Source organism: Aequorivita sediminis (genome assembly GCF_032080575.2).
GTDB lineage: Bacteria > Bacteroidota > Bacteroidia > Flavobacteriales > Flavobacteriaceae > Aequorivita > Aequorivita sediminis.
The window spans coordinates 1-20,607 of record NZ_JAVLSO020000005.1; the positions used below are offsets into that span (position 1 = coordinate 1).

Here is a 20,607-nt window from a genome sequence, read left to right on the forward strand (position 1 = left end):
AGAAATTTCATAAAATTCATGAAATACGGAAATCTTAACCCTGCAACTGAATTTAAAAGAAAATTAGTGTAGTTTTGAGACAGACTGCCGTTGTGCACAATATGAAGAAACTTTACTCATTTCTCCTATTAATAGTTATTTTTTCCTGCTCCGAGACTGTTCCCAAAGACTTGGAAGGAGAATGGATAATTGATGAAATAAAATATTTGGATAAATCAGTTTATCCGGAAACAATAAGTTCTGATATAGAAATATCTTTAAATGTCGTCGGATATGAAAATGCCGAGAAAATTAAGTTTATTAATAAACATTCTGCTGTTATTTTACCGGGATTTAAAAGTGAGAAAATTATGGTTGACTTCATTAAAAATGGCAGCCAAATCGAATTTAAAGAACATAACGGACTTAATTACACGGATGAATCTTATGATTTAACAAAGCGGATCTTCTTGCATAAATATGAAATTTTGGTCGGAGAAGAAAAAGGTCAATTGATATTAAAATCTGACAGTACTTCGTTAAAAATATTAAACCAAAATGTACTAATTGAAAACATAACTAATAATCTATTTAACGGATAGAAAATACTGTGCACAACAATGCATAACCGCAATTACGGCGGATTCGACTACGTCCGAATCCACGCGTAATTGCTACCGTAGGTGCTTATCCGAAAAACATTAAATTTGATCCCGTAACTGCGGTTATACTAAACGTTGTAGGTAATTTTAAAAATGACGAAAAACATACTTTTATTATTCCTTCTAATTACAATCAAATCGTATTGTCAAAAAGTCAATATTTCGGAATTAAATGGAGATTGGATAAAATATAAGATTGAGATGAAAGATGGTAGTAGTTTAGTTGACCGTTTCCTTACTGACTCTTCTTACGTTAATTACACTTTTAAAAAATTGGAAATGTGTACTAATGGAAATCCAACTCATAGAGTAAATGAGGTTTGTTTTCCATACTCACTAAATCAAAATTTCATCAAAACATCTTCAAATTCTGGCTACGAAATAGAAAGAGTAAAAAATGACACGCTGATTCTCTGTGAAAGAATAGATGGAATGGAAAAAGATAAATTAAAGAGGTTCTATTTTATTAGAGAGCAAAAATTGTTTAATGAAATTAAAAATCAAAAATCAGAAAGTAAAAATCAAATTGCAAATGAATTTTATACACCAACTTTAAGGTCGAGTTTGGAACTTGAATTGAACAAAGCTTTTAAGAATAAACACAGTAATTTTAAAGCTAAAGGAGTCATCACAATTGATTTAAAAAATAGAGAGATAAATACTTTAATCAGTTACTCAAATACATCTGATTCCAGTAAAATTAAAAGAGTAAGAAAAGTAATTGATAAATCATATAAACTTTGGAACTTAAAGAAGTTTAAACATCTTGAAACTATAGAAATGCCCTTCGTTTTAAAAGATGAAAAAACTAAAACATTTCGTGGAATTTCAATGAAATTTTTCACTGATTCTTTCTATCAATTAGACCATTTTTATGGAGGAGATACAAGAATAATTCAAAAAGCTGGAGAATTTTTCAATAAAGCAATTATTGCCTATCAAAATAAAGACTACGAAAGTTCAATAAATAATTTTACAAAGAGCTATGAACTTGACCCAAAAAATATAGATGCACTTTATAATAGAGCCGCTATTTTTTATGAAACTGGAAGATTTGAATTAGCCTGTAAAGATTGGAATGAACTATCCGAGCTTGGACAAAAAAGAGGGATAGAATTATTAAAAAATAACTGTAAAAAAACTACCTACAACAATGGCTATAAGTAATTGCTTTTTCTAGCTTATTTTGGAAATGATTCGTATTTGGTGTATATTTACATCAAAAAATTGAATTATGGCAAGACAAAGTATATCATTCACAAAGCCAAACGATGAATGGCTAAAAACTCAAGTGGATAAAAAAGAGTACTCAAGCAAGAGTGAATTAGTAAATGACTTAATTAGACAAGCTCGAAAACAACAAATTGAAATTAATTGGATTCGCACTAAATTGGAGAAAGCCGAAAATAGCGGATTTACAAATGAAAGTAAAAATGAAATTTTAGCTCAATCAAAGTCTATGCTTAATGACTAAATATAGGTTAAGCAATGCAGCGAAAAATGACTTGATACGGATTCATCATTACGGTGTGAAAAAATTTGGAATGATTCAAGCGGATAAATACTTTGAATCATTTTTTAAATATTTCGAAATCATTGCCCAAAGACCTTTTTCATTTGAATCTGTTGAATATTTAAAAAAGGACTACAGACGCTGTGTTTGCGGTGTTGATAGCATTTATTTTAAAGTAAATGAGGATATTGTAGAAATAATGGCAATTGTCGGAAGACAAGATTTGAATGAAAAACTGTAACCTGAATTATTAAAAACTATTGCCAACAATGCCTATAAGTAATTGCTTTTTCTCGCCTACTTACGAATCCCGATAGCTATCGGGACGCGGATTTTCTATTTGGATTGTATTTGCTAAATTACTTGCTGAAACACGCCTAGTTATCATATACGAAACGGTTGTAAAACATTTGAATAAATTTGAGAGTATATTATAAATGCACTAATTGTAATCACGAAAACCGAGTGAAAACGAATGCGGGAACCCGGATTGAATTTACAATGGAGAATGGAAAAACAAAAAAGGTTGATTGTGAAAAATGTGATCTAAATGTTAATCTTGAATCAAATAAATTTTACGCAAAAGAATCCAAATTGACCTCAATACTTTCTGGAATTATATTTTTAGTAGGTACTATGGTCGGACTTTATTTTGTAATGCAAATGATTTCCGAGATGAAAACGATTTTTGGGATTTTCATAGTTGCTTGCGGATTACTTATTCCCGTATGGATTTATGGCATTTTAAATAAAGAGGATAGAATTAGAGTAAGGACTTTTAATCAAACTTATGTATCGGAAAACATTTAAATTATTCTTGAATAATGGAATTTATAAATGAATATGTAAGGGAAAATCCGATCGCTTCAGGAGTGATTTATTTTTTGCTTGCCATTATGTTATTAGCTTGGAGAATTTACGAGAAAGACAGTTTCCGAATGAATAAATATTCAATTTTCACCTGGAAGACATTAGTAAGTACTTGGACGGTCATTTTTATGTTAATTATTGGAGGAATATTCCTGATAATTAGAAACGTATGAGAAAAACGTTTTACAACGCTGCATAACCGCAATTACGGCGGATTCGACTGCGTCCGAATCCACGCGTAATTGCTGCCGTAGGTGTTTATCCGAAAAACCTCGTATATTTATCCGTAACTGCGGTTATACTAAACGTTGCCTGTAATTATGAAAAACATCCTGCTTGCCATCATATTCTTACCAATTTTGACTTATTGCCAGTCATCTAAAACTTACTTGGAATTAATAGATGATGCAAAAACAAAGAAAAATGCAGAACAAATTAAAAATCTGATTATCGGAACGTGGGAATTTCAAAAATTGACTGATAAAAACGGAAAAATTATTGAGGAAATAAAACATTTTGTAAATGACACAATTACCGCCAACGAAGTCGTTTGGCGACCAAGTATGCGGATTGAGAAAAATGGAACTTATGAACTAATTGGTTGTGAAAATACAGAAAATTGTGAAAGTGGAAAATGGAAATATGACTCAGAAAAAAAGGTAGTTATATTGACCTTTGACAAACCAAAATACAACTTGCCGATTGACAAACTTGCGCCTGGACTTTTGGAACAATTAAAAAAATCTGGTTCTTTAATTGAGTTTACGGAAAACGAAATAGAAATAGCGGAAATCACTCAAACGGAATTGAAAGTATTTGAACTTTTAGAAAGTGATGGAACCGAATTTAAATATAATTTAATAGTGTATCGGAAAAAATAACTACAGGTAACAATGTATAACCACAATTACGGCGGATTCGACTGCGCCCAATTCCACGCGTAATTGCTACCGTAGGTGCTTAACCGAAAAACCTCGTATATTTATCCGTAACTGCGGTTATACTAAATGTTGTAATGCATTTGACAAATCAACAAAAAAACTCTAAATAATTGAATTTAAGTAAATTAATAAACAAAGGATTGATTACGGTTTACGGATCTTTAGTTTCGTTTGTTATTATTTGTGGATTTATAGCAAATTGGTTTACTTCGAACATTCTGAAATTGGAAAAGGCTGATTATATTGTTGCAATTACTGTTTTTCTTGTAATTTGTTTTGGTTGGATTTGGTGGAATTTTAAAATCGTTAAATGGAAATATTGGGCTTTCTCAAAACTTACAATTGACGAAAGTTATGAATTATACATAAAAGCTATTGAATCTGGTCTGATTTGGAAAACTGGAAGTATGCTTAACAAAACTGAAATTTGGATTGAAAAAGACAAAATCAAATGACAGAAAATTAATCCACAAGTTCGAAAAATATTTGAGATAGAAGATGAATAAAATAACTCTAGAAACGGAATCTTATTTAGTTGAGGAAAGAGGAAATGAAAGATTTTTTCCTTTTTTGGAAATAGAGTATAATGAAACTATTATTTACGAAAATGAAGTTCCAAAATATTATTTATCATTTTCAAGTGAATTAGAATCTGCAAACGGTTTTGGGAATTGGTTTATGGAAGAATTACAAAATAAAGGAAATGACTTGAGCGGATTTATAGTTGAACTTGGAAAAAGTTTAAATCTCAATTGGGATGTTTTTTACACAGGTTTTGGAGAAATAATTGAGGACAGTTGGAATTCCGAAATTGTTGAACTAATTGAATTTAATGACAAACTGATAGAAAAATTAAAAACGACACCACAACAATGTGTATAATTCATTGTTAGTAATGGCCTACTCACAAATCCCGATAGTTATTGGTACGCAGACTTCCATTCGTGATCTATTTGCTAACTTTAGTGTTGACACACATAACGAAATCATACACAAAACCGCCGTAGCTAATTTGAGCAAAAATTATGAAACAAATAATATTAAGTCTGATTCTACTTTTAACAGTAAAGGTTTCATACGGACAAGATTTACTCGAAAAAATTAGCAAAACGGACTTTACAATTGGAGAAACAATAAAAATTAAATCTCAACTACTGAACGAAACAAGAGATTTGAACATCTATCTACCAATGAATTATTCGCAGGACAGCTTAAAAAACTATCCTGTAATATATTTGCTTGATGGTTCTAAAGAAGGGGATTTCATTCATATTTCTGGAATTGTGCAATTCGGTTCTTTTTCGTGGATTAATATGATTCCCGAATCAATTGTTGTTGGAATAGCAAATGTAGATAGAAAAAGAGATTTTACTTATCCTTCTCAAAGTGAACTTGATCAAAAAGAGTTTCCTACGTCTGGAAAATCTGAAAATTTCATTTCCTTTATAAAAAAAGAACTTCAGCCCTTTATTAATTTCGAATACAGAACCACGGAAATGAAAACAATTATTGGTCAATCTCTTGGAGGACTATTGGCAACGGAGATTCTAATCAAAGAACCTGAACTATCTGACAATTATATAATTGTAAGTCCAAGTTTATGGTGGGATGATGAAAACCTGCTAGATGAAAACCCTAAAACGTATAGTTCTAAAAAATCGATTTATATAGCTGGTGGAAAAGAGGGAGAAGTAATGGAACGGACTGCAAAAGAATTGTATGACAAGCTCAATAAAAACAAAGAGCAAAATACGGATTTGACTTACAAATTTTTAGAGGATAAAACACACGGAGACGCTTTACATATAGCTGTTTATTATGCGTTTGAGAATATATTTGAACAAAAGCAAGAATAAAATAAACTAGCTACAAAGCCGAACATAATTAAATGCTAGTAATAGCCTAATTAGAAATCCCGATAGCTATAGAGGCGCGGATTTTCAGCATGGTGTATGATTGCAAATTTAAGTGCTAACCAACCCTACTACCATAGCCGAGACCGCGTTGTACAACATTTACATAAAATTCGAGAATGAAATTAAAACTTTTGATTTTTAGCATATTATTGAGTAATACAATTTTTTCACAATCTGTTAAAGACTCTCTTTTGGAAAAGGATATAAACATTTTAGTAGAAGAAATGGAATTTATGTATGGCTACGACCAAACTATGCGTGAGTACACAATTTTTAAGACATTTGACAAATCAGAAACGGACAGAATTGAAAACCTTCCAGACAGTTTAAGGGTTATGGAATTGGAAAATCGAAAATTTGTATCGGATAGTATTAGCAAGTTGATTTTTAGAAAATATATTAATCCAATGGATGCTGAACACACTGAGAGATTGATAGAAATAACAAAAAAGTACGGATTTCCAAGCACTGAACGAATTAGAAAATACTATAAAAAAGAATTTGCTGACCCAGAATTTAATCCCCTAATAATCTTTATCCATTCACCAAAAAAGTATTGGGATGAACTAAAGGAATTAATGTTTATGGAATATCAAAATGGAATAATCAATCAATGCCAATATGGATATGCACTTTGGCAATTTACTGGACGAAAAAGCTTTCAACCAATGCTTGATAATGGATTTGAAATGATTGAAGAAAATGGAAAAACAACGCTAAAATCAACCTGTGACTAAAAACGTAGCATCACCATGTTTGACCCCAATTTGTTTCAACAATTGGCTGCACTCGTGCCATAGGATTAGACTATTTCAAGGTAAACTTTGAACAAGTAATCCGAATACACGCATATTAGCTCAAATCAGTGCTAAATCAAATATTAACGCTAAAAATCTTTAGATGACTACAAGTCAATCTCTTCATTATCTCATTAACTGCCGGGATTATTTTCAGTTTTTATTTATTATCTTACGTTATAATCCACGTATCTAATCATTCTCAATCATAATATGGTAATATAATTAACTGGTGAAAAATGACTTCATCATACAAAAACCGTTCAATGACCACCTACAATCGCTGGTGGACTACTACTTTTATATAGATATCCCGATAACCGAATTGAGCATGGAAGAAGAATATGTAATTCCTTTTCCCAGAATTACGTTCGGATATTTTTTTGAACATCCGTTTTTAGTTACCAACCATTCAATAGAAGAAACTATTAAGGCGGAAATGATTATTTCCAGAATATCCACAAATCAAATTTCGGTGAAACCGTTGACGGAGAGAATAAAAATTATTGGAGCTCACGTCAGACCCTATACTTTGGCGTATTTGACAAACGTGAATATTTGTGAAATGCCATGGCTAATCAGAACAGAGAACTTGTTTGGTAAAAATGCACTAAATTTCAAGAACAAAATACACACATGTTCAAATCCAAAAAAAATGTTTGTAGCAATAGAAAACATTTTTTTAAAAACCATTTTAGTCAAAGACCTCAACATTATTACTGAAGCCATTAACCTTGTTGAATCGAAAAAAGGAAATATTTCTATATCAACAATTTCAGACGAAATTGGAATTTCTAGCCGGACATTACGAAACCATTTTTATAAATCAATTGGCTGTTCCCCAAAAGAGTATATCCATTTAGTAAAATTAAAACAGGCCATTTTTCAGATGAAACATTCGACCGATTCTTTAACATCAGTGTCATACACCCAAAATTATGCAGACCAAGCTCATTTTACCAATACATTCAAAAATATAACTGGAGTTTCACCAAAAAATATACGTGCGAGTATGTCTGATTTCCGATTCTTGCAATTTTGAGAGTATATAATGCAATAGATTTGTTTCATAAAATGTAAAGAAATGAAACGGTCAAAAATAGTTATAGTACACATTATGGCAACAGTAATTGCCGGATTCACAATAAGCTGCTTTTTTAGCTTTTCGCTGATTGCAGAAATACTTGGAGAAGATTTCTTTATAAAACAAGTGAAAACGGGGATACTTTATTGTCTTCCGATTCTTGTAGTTACGATGCCTATGTTGGCGCTTTCAGGTAAAAAACTTTCAGAAAATTCACAAAACCCTATCGTTAATAAAAAATTAAAAAGAATGAAGCTTATTGCCTTAAATGGTGTGATTTTAATTTCATTGGCCATATATCTCTACTATCACGCTACTTACAAATCTATAGATAATACGTTTTTATATGTACAGGTATTAGAATTAGTAATCGGAGCTTTAAACTTGGGATTAATTGTAATGAATATAAATTCAGGACTAAAATTATCAGGCCGAAGATAGAAAAACAGCACATAACTGTGAAAACAGCTGCACAAGCCTCCAATTTTGTAAAAATTTAGTTATTAACGAAGTTTGAAGAGACTTTTATTTATAATCAGGATAAAGAATCTTCAGATCTCAAGCGTCATAATTTCAGCATTATAAGTTTATAGATGAAGCTTTTTGAATAAATTCCAATTATCGGAATATTCAATAAAGTACTTATCCACTTTCCTACATGTTTAATTGTAATGCTAAAAATGTCAATATACTAATGGGAAATGACAAAGAGAGTGAGTAGGAAGTTTTGTAGTATTAATTATTTAGAATATTATAAATTCAAGTTGCAATAAGATGGCATCAATCCAAGTACACATCTTTTAAGCTATCGATGTAAATATGTGTAAATGCACCATTTAAAAATCTTTCCGTTTAGCGATTCTCCAGATAAAGAATGTTGGAATGACAACCCAAAACACTAACATTACAAAGGATAAAATCACCCCAAAACTTGTTCCGAAAAATTGTTGAAATACGGCTCCAGTATATCCTAATAAAGCAGAAATATCTAGTTTAAGTAGTATTAAAACTCTCGATAAGTCCACTGGGTTTAGCATAGTGGCAATTAATGAGAATTTATCCAAAGGGTAGTCTTCAAAATACAACAGCGACATTAAGAATAATCCGTCGTAGATTACTGCCATAAAAAGCCAAAGTAAAATAGCATATCCAAAACCTTTAATTTTATTTTCGTTAGAAAGGGCAATAACAAAGGCTAAAGCGGTAAAAATAAAGGTGAGAAAGCAGCCGGTTATAAGTAACAATGTGAAATCCCATATAGCACTACTGTTAAAAATACCATAGAAAACAAAGGGTAAACCTAATCCTACTACCAGACTCATAGCCAATGATGTTGCAACCCCGAAGTACTGCCCTAAAAAAATGGAACTTCGCTTAATAGGTTGTGCTAAAAGAAGCTCAGTAAATTCGCGAGAGTTGTAATAGTACATCACACCAAAAATAGTTCCGATTAATGGTACAAGAATGATTATCACATTCATTAGGGTTATTACTGCTTTTGACAAATCGTTGTTTAAAAACAATAGCACAATACCAAGCAGTAAATAAAATAGAAAGTATACGTAGCTCCAACGGCTGCGCATTAAATCATAAAAACTATATTTTAAAATCTTAAGCATAACTTGCGGATAAAATGGAGGCTATTGCATGTTCAAAATCAAGTTGTTCGGTTTTGGTTTTAAGTTCGGTGATACTACCTTTAAAGTAAATTTTGCCTTCTAAAATAAACACTATTTCATCGGCAATTTCTTCCACAAAACTTAAAATATGGGAGGTTACAAGAATTGTTTTCCCTTTCTCTTTTTCGGCAAAAATTAAATTCTTTAATCGTAAATGTGAAATTGGATCTAGACCACTTGTAGGCTCATCCAAAATAATTAATGGACTGTCGAACATAAACGTAAGTACTAAGTTTACTTTTTGTTTTGTTCCTCCAGACAGATTTACAAGTCGTTTATTCAGAAAAGGTTGCAATTTAAACAAATCTATTAAAGCTTCGTCATGTGTTGCCTTAGTGGCTCTTAGATCTTTAATCATCTCTATAAGCTCACTCACCTTTAAGTTTCCAGGAAAGTTGGCTATTTGCGGTAAGTAATCAATTTTATCGCGATATTTAAAATTATTTTTTAGTGATTCTCCATTAAAGAGAATTTCCCCTGAATCTGGTATTACCATCCCAAGAATAGCTTTGATAAGTGTAGTTTTCCCTGAACCATTGGGACCGAGAATGGAAAATATTCCACCTTCGCCTATAGAGAGGTCAATGCCCTTTAGCACTTCATTTTTACCAAATTTTTTATGTAAATCCTTAATTTCTATCATGATTTATACGTTTCATTTTTGGATTTTCATCCAATAGGTCATCTGGAGTAAATACGGGTGATACTTTTTCTGAAAAGTCTATTATGTCTATAAATAGGCTTCGCATTAAAATTATCGTTTCTGGCGTTCGGTTTACTATATATGAAAATAGTTTTACAGGGCGATAAGGCACATCTCCTATTCCGTTTTTATTGAGGTCGTAACCGGTATAATTACTCCAAAAATTATTGTCGAACTTATTGTCATTAATACGTCCGTTATAGGATATATCGAATGAATTATAAAGGAAGTTATTGTTTATTACATAGTTTTGATAGCAGGCACCTTTCACTTTTAAAGCATATCCATTACTCGTAAAATCGTTGTTAGAGTATTCCAAACGGTTACTTCCTTCAACCGTAATTCCTACGGTATTTTCGAAAAACAAATTGTTTTTTATGTCGGCGTCGTTTACTTCTTTTAACAGTAATCCATAAGCCGCTGTTCCCCAGTTTTTCTGAATAATATTATTCTCAACTTGCATAAATTTTGAAAACATCAATGCTATACCAGCACCATTAGTTTCAAAAGTATTATTGATTACATAGTTATTGTTACTAAACATAAAGTGAAGTCCGTATCGCACGTTATTCTTACTGAAATTATCCTTAATAGTTATATTATCTGAAAATTCCAGATAAATTCCATCGCGAACATTCTGCACATCATTACCAATTACCTCAACATTTTTACAATACCATAAATGAACTGCATTCCCTGAGTTAAATTCGGTAACAGCCTCTCCCCTTACCTTGTTGTTTAAAACTTTTCCATCATTAGATTTTTGAAGGTAAATTCCGAAAAAAAGCTTTTCGAGTTCCAAATTTTGAATAAGGAAACCTGTGCTATTTACAACTCGCACTGCAGCATAGTCTGTAGTGTAACTCACGCCTACATTAATAATTTTGAATCCATCTAAGGTAACGTTGTCTGTGCCAATGGTAATAATCTCTCCTTTTTCTTCTCCATCTATAGTAGGAAGACCTTCGCCTATAAGCGCAATGCTCTTATCAATTTTAATATTAGCTTCCTTATAAACACCTTTTTTCACCAAAATAGTATCCCCTTCTGAGGCTTGTTTAACCGCCTCTTTTATAGCTTTCACCGGACATGTATTGCATACAGTAATTGTTTGCGACCAAAGGTTTCTACTTGAAAACAATGAAATAAAAAGGAATACTATGAAAAGTTTGTTTTTCAAAATTTAAATTGAATTATAAATACTTAGTCTGTAACATCAACTATTTAGCAATTAAAAAAACGACTTCAGCAAGGCTTTAAACCGCCCTAAAGCTGTTAAAAAAACTGCTGAAGTCATTATCCTATTTCAACTTTAAGTGTTTCTGTATTTCATCCCAACTATATATTTTACCCGTAAATTTTTCTTGTGCTTTTTGAGCCTCTTGGGTATCTGAAAATGCTGAAAGATTGGCACCCATCGGACTTTGTAATTTTTCACTCACCAAGTATGTGGCGTTTGAAGCTTCAATTAGTTCCCCTGGATTATTAAGGTTCGCTACTACTTTATATGCCATTTCTGTGTCCTTAAATTCATCTTGTAAGGAATGAACCATACACTCAATAGCATCGAATTTATAAACTTTACCTTTAGCCGTAACTATTTGTGAAGCGTGCTGTCTGTCTACAATAGTCATATCGCAGTAATGACAAGCATCAGATCCATAATTAATGGGCTGTGGACTAACATTACACGCTACGAATAACAATGAAATTAGTAATAATTGTATGGTTTTCATAATTGTAAATTTTTAGAGGTTTACCCCTTTCGTCTTAATAAAACGTACACACATTTTATTAATCCACCTTCTCCTAAATGAGGGATAGGAGCATTAATTTGATTATTTTTTATATTCTTTTTTTCCCACAAAAAAAGCTACAACTGTTAATAACATCCCACTAAAGATCATATAGGCTCCTACTCCAGGCCAAGAATCAACATCGAAATTCAACATTTTTTGAAAGCCAATAAGCGGTGGTTTATATGTCATAGGTGTGCCGTCTAGATTTTCCAATTTCATAATAGCTTTTGGGTCAAGATCAGTTCCGTAGTCTGTTAACCACAGGTTAAAATCGTACATTCCCAATATACCTAAAATAGACATCACTATAAACCAGCCGAGGAACCATTTGTAACTTACTTTCCCTAGGAAACCAAGAATCCCGATGATTACCCCTAAAGCAACCATAAGCCCGATCACTTTTGGGAACACATCAAATTCCCACATTTCTTCCACTTTCGGAATTGGCTTCATCCCAATATAGTGGTTAAGTCCGTCGATATTTTGAATATCAAATTCTTCCACTCCTTGAATTCCTTGTATATAAATATCCATTCCTAATGGATCTGGGTATTGCGGTGCACCAAGCATTATATTCCACAATGGGAATTTAAAAAGACCCAATAATAGCAAGGAGCCAATTATCATTATTATTCCTGCTTTTTTCATTTTGTTTAAATTTTAAAATCTTAAACGTCAGTGTTTGGTTGGGTTTGGTTTAAGTATTAGGTGATTTATTTGGTAATTTGATTATTTTAAAATCTAAAAATAATTATCGTTTAAAAAAGACGGGGGAAATCAACAACCCCCGTCTCCTATGAAAATACTACTAATCACTAATATGTATTTTCACTACTAAAAACATCTTTTAATCTTCCCCTAATGTCCAAGATAATTCAATATCCGAATCGGCTGGGCTAACTCTTACATATCCTTGCATTTCTTGGTGAAGTGCAGAGCAGAAGTCAGTACAGTAGAATGGCCATACACCTACTTGTTTTGGTTCCCAAACTAAAGTTTCGGTTGCTCCAGGCATAATTAGCATTTCGGCATTATTGGCACCAATTACAGCAAACCCGTGTGGTACGTCAAAATCTTGTTCGTGGTTTGTAATGTGGAAATATACTTTGTCACCCACTTTTACACCTTCAATGTTATCAGGGTTAAAGTGACTTCTAATCATATTCATATAAATATGAACTTCTTTTCCATCGCGCTCCACTCTAACATCGCTGTTGTCTAATACTGCATATTTGTGTTTGTTTTCTGCTAATTTGAAAATCTTTTTAGAGTTTGGAGCTACCATTTCTGCAGGGATAGCAGCAGCATAATGAGGCTCACCAATAGTTGGGAAGTCTAACAATAATTCCATTTTATCTCCAGTGATATCAAATAATTGAGCAGACTGAGTTAGCTCTGGGCCAGTTGGTAAATATCTGTCTTTTGTAATCTTGTTTAGGGCTACGAAATATTTACCAAATGGCTTACGTGAATTTCCTCCAGGAATCATCCCGTGACCTACAGAATAGAATACGGGTTGACGATCTAATACTTCCCAAGTTCCCACTTTCCATTTTACAACTTCAGAAGAGATAAAGAAAGTAGTATATGCATTCCCTTTTCCATCAAATTCAGTATGTAATGGGCCTAATCCTGGTTGTTTTACAACTCCAGCAAGAATATCCTCAAAGTTTAAAATTGGAATACCATAAGCTTCACCATCAAATTTCTCGTTTTCGATTGCATCTAGCATTTTAGTAAAACTGTGTACAGTTAGATCGGCAGAAAGTTTTCCGTTACCGATGATGTATTCTCCAGTAGGATCTACGTCACATCCATGAGGAGATTTAGGAGTTGGTAAGAAGTAAACAGCTCCTGGTACGTCTAAAGGATCTACAGTAAGAACCTCATCAATCATGGTTGAAGTTGCAGTGTGGGTATGCTCATCTAAGATATTATGGGCATATTTAGCAGGTACTTTTTTACCGCCTCCGTTATTTACGTATTCTTCAATTTTTTTCCAGTTTACAGCTGCAATAAAGTCTTTATCGTTTTGTGAAGCGTTTACCTCTAATAATGAGTGAGCTTCTTCAGTATTATATGTAGTAAAGAAAAACCATCCATGACTCTTATCGCGTCCCGGGTGAGAAAGGTCGTAGTTAAATCCTGGCATCATTAGCTGGAATTTAATATTCATTCTTCCTGTTTCTTGATCTACTTTAATAAAAGTTAAGGCGCCTTTAAAATTACCTTTGTATTCATTAATAGACATATCCTTCTGAGGAACTGGCACAGAGAAACGTGTTCCTGCTACTACATACTCAGTGTTTTCAGTTATAAATGAAGAACTGTGGTTACCCGCACTATTTGGGATTTCAATAATTTCTTCAGTTTTAAAACTTTCTAAACCTATACGGGCGATACGTGGAGTGTTGTTTCCATTAATAAATACCCAACGTCCATCTAGCACTCCTTCAGTTTGAGATATATCTGGGTGGTGAGAATCATCCCAAGGGACAAAGCCAAAAGATGTATTTAACATCGGTTTAGTTTCTTCGGTATACCCCCAGCCATTTTCTGGATTCTGAGAGAATACAGGAAGTACTTTTAACAATCGCCCTGATGGTAGACCGTACACACCAAGCTGTCCGCTAAATCCTCCAGACATAAATCCGTAAAATTCGTCATGTTCTCCAGGAGCAACATACACTCTTTCAGCTGCGTTGGTCGCTAAACCTCCTTGGCCTCCACTTTTGCTCTTTTTTGTTCCGCCATCATTACAGCTAACCAAACCGGCTACCATAATCGCAGAAATTAAAATATTAATTGATTTTTTCATTGGTCTATTATTTAAATTAAATTGTTTATAACTAATTTGCAGGAAGAATTACCTTATCTACTACGTGTACAATTCCGTTACCTGCAGGTACACTTGCTACAATTTTAGCTCCTCCTACAGTTACATCATCACCATTTACTTCAACTATTGCATCATTACCATCTGCCTGTCCAACTTTTTTAAACTTTTTTAGAAAATCTTTAGAATAATTACCAGGAGTTACATGGTGTTTAAGTATTGAAGCCAATTTTTCTTTGTTTTCAGGCTTTAATAAATCTTCTACAGTGCCAGCAGGCAAGGCTTTAAAAGCTTCATCAGTTGGTGCAAAAACCATTAACGGACCAGCGTTAACTAGTGAGTTTTCTAAACCCGCCGCTTGAACCGCTGCTACCAATGTTTTGTGATTTGGTGAACGCATTGCAATTTGAAGAACATTAGGTGCAGATTCATCATCAGTAATAAATGCTTGGCCTTCCTTTTTAGGTACACTATTATCTACGGAATTCTCAGTTAGGGTTCCGTTCCCTTCCGAATTTGTTTCATTTTTACATGCAGTATAAGCAAGTAATAAAATGAAAACAAAAAGTACTCTTAAAGTTGTATTCATCCTGCTTTTCAGTTATTTTATCCCTTGCAGAACAAGTAGTCCCGCAAGGGAAATTTGGTTAGTTAAGAATTTTTATAAGGTTCTAAAATACTCTAGTATTTGTCGTGCTTCCTCTTCAGTTAAGCTTTGATTTGCCATTGGCGAACCGTTGAATTCTTGTAATAAAGCTTTTGCTAGTGGATCGTTTTTAACCATTCCTTCTGGATCTAGAATCATATTCATTACCCATTCTGGTGTTCGTCTTTCCAAAATTCCCGTTGGTGGTGGACCGATAAACTTTTTATCTACTTTATGACATGCCATACATTTTGACTTGAATAGGTCTAAACCCTTAGCCGCCATTGCATCATCAACCTCAGGAGCAAGATCTACGTTTTTTACAGGACCAATTCCTTTATTAGTTAGATCTACAGTCTCGGAAGGCTTAACCGATGAAACTGGTGTTTCTTTTGGAGTCTCAGTTGGAGCCGGCTTTTGACCAATTTGAATTCCTTCTTTCTTTTTTTCTTCTTTTCCACCGCAACTTACTAGTAGTAAGATTACGAGTGCAGCCATCGATTTAATTATATTCTTCATAGTTGTTAGTATTAAATTATAGAACAAATGTATTTTATAAAGGATACTTGTAAAATGACATTTATCATATTTATGACCTTTTAGTCACTTATTATAAAACTAATTGTCTTGGATAAATTAGGCTGTAATTTAAAAATTGGAAATCTTAATATTAATGACATTAATCATTTCTTAAAACAATCATTGTCAATATATTTGAGTAAAGAATGGCTTATGAAAAACATACTCTTACCTACCGACTTTTCTGAAAATTCGAAGAACGCAATAAAGTATTCATTAAAACTTTTCGAAGGGGAAACTGTCACATTCCATATTCTAAATTCACAAAAACCTAGTGGATATATTACCTCAGATGTACTATACGGCACTGCAGGAGATTCAGTTTATGATGGTATTTTAAACGATAATAAGAAGGAACTTAAAAAGATGATTGACTATTGTAAATCGCAATCTGAAAGTGAAAACTTCACTTTTGTCCCGAAACTTGATTTCGACAATATCGTTGATGCCGTAAATCAAGCAGTAAGTTTAAATAATATTGAACTTATCATCATGGGTACAAACGGGGCAACTGGAGCCGAAGAAGTAGTATTTGGCAGTAATACCTTGAAATTGATTAGAAAGGCAAACTGTCCAGTTTTAGCAATTCCTGAAGGATATGTCTATACTAAAATTGACTCGTTTCTACTATCTGTAAGTTATCAGTATCAACTTAAAAATGATTCTTTAGCAGTAATTTTAGATATAGTTCGAAAACACAATTCAACCCTAAAAATATTGGAAATTGAAGAAAACAGTGTAGAAGTGGATTCATCAAATGGTAATTATATCGATCATTTTAAAGATATAAATATGGAGCGTTTTAGTATTAAAAATATCCCGTCTGCTGTTGCGATTGATGCCTTTACACAATTAATTCCTGTTCAATTTCACGCTGTGTTTGTAGAGAGAGAAAGTTTTTTAGACCGCTTTATATTTGGTTCAGATACTTCCAAAATTAGTTACAGTACTCGAGTTCCGCTTTTAATATTCAGAAATTATTCGTAAGAAATTTACCTTATTTTCAGCAACTTATTTTTTTTAAGCGCTTGCATTAACGTATTCACATAATCTCGAGTTGATGTAGCTGCTGAGGGAGGATTCACTATGTCTATTTTTCCTCTCCAAATTAAATCGTTGTTCCTACCTGGACAAAGGCAAAACAAAGATGTTTCTGTATTATAAACTGGGTAATCTTCAATTTGGTTACTTTCATAAATTACTTTGTTCTCATTGTAGTAATCATTAAATGACCGGAAAGATCGAGTAAGATTTCTATAGGATTGCGCCATGGTTACCTTGTTTTCCTGACCCACTATTTTTGAAAAAAGTACTGCATCGAAACTTTGGTTTAATAATTGCTTTTTCAGAGCTTCTAAATTCTCTTCAGATTGATCTATCTCGTTCACATTACTTTCAAAATAATCTACGCTTTTAACAGCAATTATATTTTCATCTTTTAAGGCCTTTACAAGACTGTATTCAAATTGGCGTTTCAATCCACCATCCGGGGTTAAACCTACCACCAAAACCTTTTGAGCTTGGAAATTAGGATTCTCCTTATTAATGTACTCGTCTACCAAGCGACTACTCGAACAACTAACAAACAGAATCATCAAAACCAAAAGGAATAATATGTTTTTCATCAAATTAAAATTAGAAAGGCAATATCAATATCTATACTAGCCTTATGTAAATATACGCTTCTCTTTTTTAAATTAATTGAAAATAAAATAATGGAATAAAAATATGTGGTTTCGCTAAACCTTTATATGATTTTAATCATAACCATTTGCTATAATAATCCCGTCATTTGTTAGCATTGAACTTTTAAATAGTTAAATTGTAACATCAAAAAATATATAATGAAAAAAACAATTCTATCACTGACAATTATTTCAGCTTTATTAGTAGGCTGTAACGAAACAAAAACCAAGGATGTTAGTGCCGACGCAGTAGATACTGTTGAAGAGGTTCACGAACACCACGATATCGACATGGCTTCTCACTCATTAGATAATGCTTGGACAAACGAAATTCAACTTGACAACGGTAGTAAATGGGACGCAAATATTGAAACTACTGAAGGAGTAAATAAAATGTTGGATATGCTTAAGTCTACTGAGACTAAAACCACGGAAGGTTACCACGCTTTGGCTTCCAACTTAAATGAAGTAAAAAACTTCGTTGTTAAGGAGTGTACTATGGAAGGCCCATCTCACGATAATCTACATGTTTTTTTACATCCACTTATAGAGAAAATTGATGCTTTAGGAAAGGTTACAACTGTAGATGAAGGTGCTAAAATTAAAAAAAATATTAAGGAAAATCTTGACGGATATTTCGAGTATTTTCAATAAAATTATAAGTCTTTTTTATTTTACTTTAAAATCCCATAAAATATAAGTTGAACACTAATAATATTCATTGAAAACACTAAATACATAGTATAATTATCGAAATTTGATATGTTGGTAACAAGCTGATTCAAACAGAAATTTACAGATAAAAATCTACTTGGTTAAACATCTTTAGCTTAAGAGATTTTTTACAGGGATTTAGAGTAATATAATACTATGGGACAAATTAATATCAAAATAGAAAAATTCAACGGTGACATTGAAGAGTTTAAAGTTGAAAAATTAAAAACTTCACTTAGAAGAAGTAAAGCTTCGGAAAACGAAATAGATCAAGTAGTTAATAAGATTATGCCCACGCTTTACGACGGAATGAAGTCTAAAGAAATTTACAAAACAGCGTATTCTATACTAAAAAAACTCAACCGCGTATCAGCTTCTAAATACAGTTTAAAACGGGCTATTTTAGATTTAGGTCCCACAGGATTCCCTTTTGAAAGTTTAATTGGCGCCGTTCTTAAACACCATGGTTATACAACACAGGTTGGAATTACTTTACAAGGTGAATGTATAACACACGAAGTTGATGTTCTAGCTGAAAAAGATGGTAATGCTTACACTGTAGAATGTAAATTCCATACAGATCCTAGGGCTGTAAGTAATGTAAAAATACCACTGTATATTAACTCTCGTTTTTTAGATATTCAAAGGCGATGGAATAATGATCCTGAGAAAAAATCCCATTTAAAACAGGGATGGTTAGTTACTAACACACGTTTTTCAAAAGACGCGATTGATTATTCCAAATGTGTTGGACTGCATTTAATGAGTTGGGATTATCCTGATAACAATGGAATTAAACACAATATAGATAAATATACCCTCTACCCTATTACCACGCTAACAACTTTGACAAAGAAGGAAAAGCATCTTCTTATCGAAAAAAATGTTATTCTAACTAAAGAATTATACGAGTCTTCTTTTTTACTTGAAAAAATAGGACTCTCCCAAATACGACAGAAAAGAGTTTTAAGTGAAATAAAAAAGCTGTGTAATCTTTAATAAAGAACGATTACACAGCTTTTTCCTCTATATTTTCTAGTGAACATTATCGATTAGAATCTATCGATATATTTTGAATTAGTTCATAAACTTCAGGCGCTCTACTATTTAGTCTAACTGGTTTCCAGTTTTTATCCAACCACATATGCAGCGATGTTCCAGATGCTAGAAGTTCTCCTTCAGGTTCTCCCTCTACATTTTCATCTAGAGCTAAAGGCGTACCTGCTTTACCAAGTCGTCTTGCTTCATAATAGAATTCTAATCTAACGGCGGATTGGTTTTTAATCTTTGTAAATATCCCGATAGCCTCATCGTAAAGCGCGGGTTTATGATATTTAACTTGAACCTCTAAAACAGGCAGCATTAAACCCATACTTTCCATTTTGCTGTAAGGAAGTTCGTTGGAACGCATCATTTCTGTACGACCAATTTCAAACCAAGTAACGTAATTGGCGTGATGTACCACTCCCATTTGGTCTGTTTGCTTATAGTGAACTCTTAAATTGTGTTTGTGCCAGAATTCTTTCATAGTTTATCGGTCTAGGCTTTGGGTGGTGCGGGCTAAGAATGTTAAACTATTCGGTTAAGCACAGACCCGAGCGAGCCTTCTATTTTTATTTTATTGAACTAATATACAAATTGGAGTAATAAAAAAGCAAAAACTTTGGGCAATAGATTAACCCGCATTACCTATAGCCAATGTTGTACACAGTTTTTATTTAAATTCTTCAGTAAATAAGTCGTCCCATTTAAACGCATTTACAATCCACCCATTATTGTTTTTATAGTAAGTGAAGATCAATCTTATTGCAGTATTCTCATATCTTATTAAATAGGTTTCTCTAATTGCTATATCAGAGATAGTCTCATTTTTTACTTTTATTGTTCCAATTGATTTTCCGAATCGTTGTTCTACTAAATTTAAATATTTAATAGTTTTTTCCTCAATCGACTCAATTTCATTTTGTGGCATTGGCCAATAAAGAGTTAATTGATCAAAGGATTCAGAGATTTTATTGTCATTAAACAATGAAACAACTTTATTAGAAAGCTCTATAGTCTCATTTATGTTTTTCATATACTTTTTTTGAGCGAATAACCCAAGACTCATAAATGATAAAGCGATTACGATAATTGTTCTTTTCATATTTCAGTTTATTTAAATTGTGTGTAACTTTAAAATAACAGCCGAAAAGACTAGAACC

The 20,607-nt window shown here is 32.6% G+C and carries 26 protein-coding genes; 15 read left to right on the forward strand and 11 right to left on the reverse strand.

Features of this window, described 5'->3' with window-relative positions; genetic code table 11:
* Positions 1 to 101: 101 nt before the first annotated feature.
* The 12 genes from RT250_RS09455 (at position 102) to RT250_RS09510 (ending at position 8,203) form a co-directional block, all read left to right on the forward strand.
* Complete coding sequence (locus RT250_RS09455) at positions 102 to 581, forward strand: hypothetical protein (protein WP_313114337.1); 480 nt, start codon at positions 102 to 104, stop codon at positions 579 to 581.
* Positions 582 to 842: 261 nt separating this feature from the next.
* Positions 843 to 1,808: a tetratricopeptide repeat protein gene (locus RT250_RS09460; protein WP_313114339.1), complete on the forward strand. Its 966-nt coding sequence runs from the start codon at positions 843 to 845 to the stop codon at positions 1,806 to 1,808.
* 67 nt (positions 1,809 to 1,875) lie between these two features.
* Positions 1,876 to 2,115: a ribbon-helix-helix domain-containing protein gene (locus RT250_RS09465; RefSeq protein ID WP_313114341.1), complete on the forward strand. Its 240-nt coding sequence runs from the start codon at positions 1,876 to 1,878 to the stop codon at positions 2,113 to 2,115.
* Positions 2,108 to 2,395, forward strand: a complete 288-nt coding sequence (locus RT250_RS09470) for a type II toxin-antitoxin system RelE/ParE family toxin (RefSeq protein ID WP_313114343.1) — start codon at positions 2,108 to 2,110, stop codon at positions 2,393 to 2,395. Before RT250_RS09465 ends, RT250_RS09470 begins: the two co-directional genes overlap by 8 nt.
* A 224-nt stretch (positions 2,396 to 2,619) precedes the next feature.
* Positions 2,620 to 2,964 carry a hypothetical protein gene (locus RT250_RS09475; protein WP_313114345.1) on the forward strand — a complete coding sequence of 115 codons (345 nt, stop codon included), beginning with the start codon at positions 2,620 to 2,622 and terminating at the stop codon, positions 2,962 to 2,964.
* A gap of 380 nt (positions 2,965 to 3,344) precedes the next feature.
* Positions 3,345 to 3,905 (forward strand): hypothetical protein, encoded by a 561-nt coding sequence (locus RT250_RS09480; protein ID WP_313114347.1) that lies wholly within the window; start codon positions 3,345 to 3,347, stop codon positions 3,903 to 3,905.
* Positions 3,906 to 4,075: 170 nt separating this feature from the next.
* Entirely contained in the window at positions 4,076 to 4,420 is a 345-nt protein-coding gene (locus RT250_RS09485; protein WP_313114349.1) for a hypothetical protein, read from the forward strand.
* A gap of 43 nt (positions 4,421 to 4,463) precedes the next feature.
* Positions 4,464 to 4,847 (forward strand): hypothetical protein, encoded by a 384-nt coding sequence (locus RT250_RS09490; RefSeq protein WP_313114350.1) that lies wholly within the window; start codon positions 4,464 to 4,466, stop codon positions 4,845 to 4,847.
* Positions 4,848 to 4,990: 143 nt separating this feature from the next.
* Positions 4,991 to 5,821, forward strand: coding sequence for an alpha/beta hydrolase (locus RT250_RS09495; protein WP_313114351.1), 831 nt, complete (start codon positions 4,991 to 4,993; stop codon positions 5,819 to 5,821).
* A 176-nt stretch (positions 5,822 to 5,997) separates the two neighbouring features.
* A complete protein-coding gene (locus RT250_RS09500; protein WP_313114352.1) occupies positions 5,998 to 6,618 on the forward strand; it encodes a hypothetical protein in 621 nt (206 codons plus the stop codon).
* Positions 6,619 to 7,009: 391 nt separating this feature from the next.
* On the forward strand, positions 7,010 to 7,720 hold the full coding sequence (locus tag RT250_RS09505) for a helix-turn-helix domain-containing protein (protein ID WP_313114353.1): 711 nt from the start codon (positions 7,010 to 7,012) through the stop codon (positions 7,718 to 7,720).
* Between the two features lie 42 nt (positions 7,721 to 7,762).
* Entirely contained in the window at positions 7,763 to 8,203 is a 441-nt protein-coding gene (locus tag RT250_RS09510; RefSeq protein WP_313114355.1) for a hypothetical protein, read from the forward strand.
* Between the two features lie 395 nt (positions 8,204 to 8,598).
* On the opposite strand, the gene RT250_RS09515 is transcribed toward RT250_RS09510, so the two are convergent.
* The 8 genes from RT250_RS09515 to RT250_RS09550 all read right to left on the reverse strand — a co-directional run bounded on the left by RT250_RS09515 (position 8,599) and on the right by RT250_RS09550 (position 15,944).
* Positions 8,599 to 9,381, reverse strand: coding sequence for an ABC transporter permease (locus tag RT250_RS09515; protein WP_313114356.1), 783 nt, complete (start codon positions 9,379 to 9,381; stop codon positions 8,599 to 8,601).
* Positions 9,374 to 10,084, reverse strand: a complete 711-nt coding sequence (locus tag RT250_RS09520; protein WP_313114359.1) for an ABC transporter ATP-binding protein — start codon at positions 10,082 to 10,084, stop codon at positions 9,374 to 9,376. Before RT250_RS09520 ends, RT250_RS09515 begins: the two co-directional genes overlap by 8 nt.
* Positions 10,071 to 11,324 carry a nitrous oxide reductase family maturation protein NosD gene (locus tag RT250_RS09525; protein WP_435373074.1) on the reverse strand — a complete coding sequence of 418 codons (1,254 nt, stop codon included), beginning with the start codon at positions 11,322 to 11,324 and terminating at the stop codon, positions 10,071 to 10,073. The genes RT250_RS09520 and RT250_RS09525 overlap by 14 nt, the downstream gene beginning before the upstream one ends.
* Positions 11,325 to 11,445: 121 nt before the next feature.
* Positions 11,446 to 11,880 (reverse strand): nitrous oxide reductase accessory protein NosL, encoded by a 435-nt coding sequence (locus tag RT250_RS09530; protein WP_313114361.1) that lies wholly within the window; start codon positions 11,878 to 11,880, stop codon positions 11,446 to 11,448.
* A 102-nt stretch (positions 11,881 to 11,982) separates the two neighbouring features.
* Positions 11,983 to 12,591 carry a hypothetical protein gene (locus RT250_RS09535; protein WP_313114362.1) on the reverse strand — a complete coding sequence of 203 codons (609 nt, stop codon included), beginning with the start codon at positions 12,589 to 12,591 and terminating at the stop codon, positions 11,983 to 11,985.
* 199 nt (positions 12,592 to 12,790) lie between these two features.
* Positions 12,791 to 14,761, reverse strand: a complete 1,971-nt coding sequence (gene nosZ / locus RT250_RS09540) for a Sec-dependent nitrous-oxide reductase (protein WP_313114364.1) — start codon at positions 14,759 to 14,761, stop codon at positions 12,791 to 12,793.
* Positions 14,762 to 14,792: 31 nt separating this feature from the next.
* Positions 14,793 to 15,368 carry a fasciclin domain-containing protein gene (locus RT250_RS09545; protein ID WP_313114366.1) on the reverse strand — a complete coding sequence of 192 codons (576 nt, stop codon included), beginning with the start codon at positions 15,366 to 15,368 and terminating at the stop codon, positions 14,793 to 14,795.
* 72 nt (positions 15,369 to 15,440) lie between these two features.
* Positions 15,441 to 15,944 carry a c-type cytochrome gene (locus RT250_RS09550; RefSeq protein WP_313114367.1) on the reverse strand — a complete coding sequence of 168 codons (504 nt, stop codon included), beginning with the start codon at positions 15,942 to 15,944 and terminating at the stop codon, positions 15,441 to 15,443.
* A 213-nt stretch (positions 15,945 to 16,157) separates the two neighbouring features.
* Here RT250_RS09550 and RT250_RS09555 point away from each other — a divergent pair, with 213 nt between their 5' ends.
* Complete coding sequence (locus RT250_RS09555) at positions 16,158 to 16,991, forward strand: universal stress protein (RefSeq protein ID WP_313114369.1); 834 nt, start codon at positions 16,158 to 16,160, stop codon at positions 16,989 to 16,991.
* A gap of 5 nt (positions 16,992 to 16,996) precedes the next feature.
* Here RT250_RS09555 and RT250_RS09560 read toward each other — a convergent pair whose 3' ends face one another.
* A complete protein-coding gene (locus RT250_RS09560; protein WP_313114371.1) occupies positions 16,997 to 17,629 on the reverse strand; it encodes a hypothetical protein in 633 nt (210 codons plus the stop codon).
* Between the two features lie 219 nt (positions 17,630 to 17,848).
* Here RT250_RS09560 and RT250_RS09565 point away from each other — a divergent pair, with 219 nt between their 5' ends.
* Entirely contained in the window at positions 17,849 to 18,343 is a 495-nt protein-coding gene (locus tag RT250_RS09565) for a hypothetical protein (protein ID WP_313114374.1), read from the forward strand.
* A gap of 216 nt (positions 18,344 to 18,559) precedes the next feature.
* A complete protein-coding gene (locus RT250_RS09570; protein WP_313114377.1) occupies positions 18,560 to 19,402 on the forward strand; it encodes an ATP cone domain-containing protein in 843 nt (280 codons plus the stop codon).
* Positions 19,403 to 19,448: 46 nt separating this feature from the next.
* Here the strand turns inward: RT250_RS09570 and RT250_RS09575 are convergent, their stop codons facing one another.
* Both RT250_RS09575 and RT250_RS09580 read right to left on the reverse strand, forming a co-directional pair.
* Complete coding sequence (locus RT250_RS09575) at positions 19,449 to 19,931, reverse strand: acyl-CoA thioesterase (protein ID WP_313114379.1); 483 nt, start codon at positions 19,929 to 19,931, stop codon at positions 19,449 to 19,451.
* Between the two features lie 186 nt (positions 19,932 to 20,117).
* Positions 20,118 to 20,549, reverse strand: a complete 432-nt coding sequence (locus tag RT250_RS09580) for a hypothetical protein (protein ID WP_313114382.1) — start codon at positions 20,547 to 20,549, stop codon at positions 20,118 to 20,120.
* Positions 20,550 to 20,607: the final 58 nt, after the last annotated feature.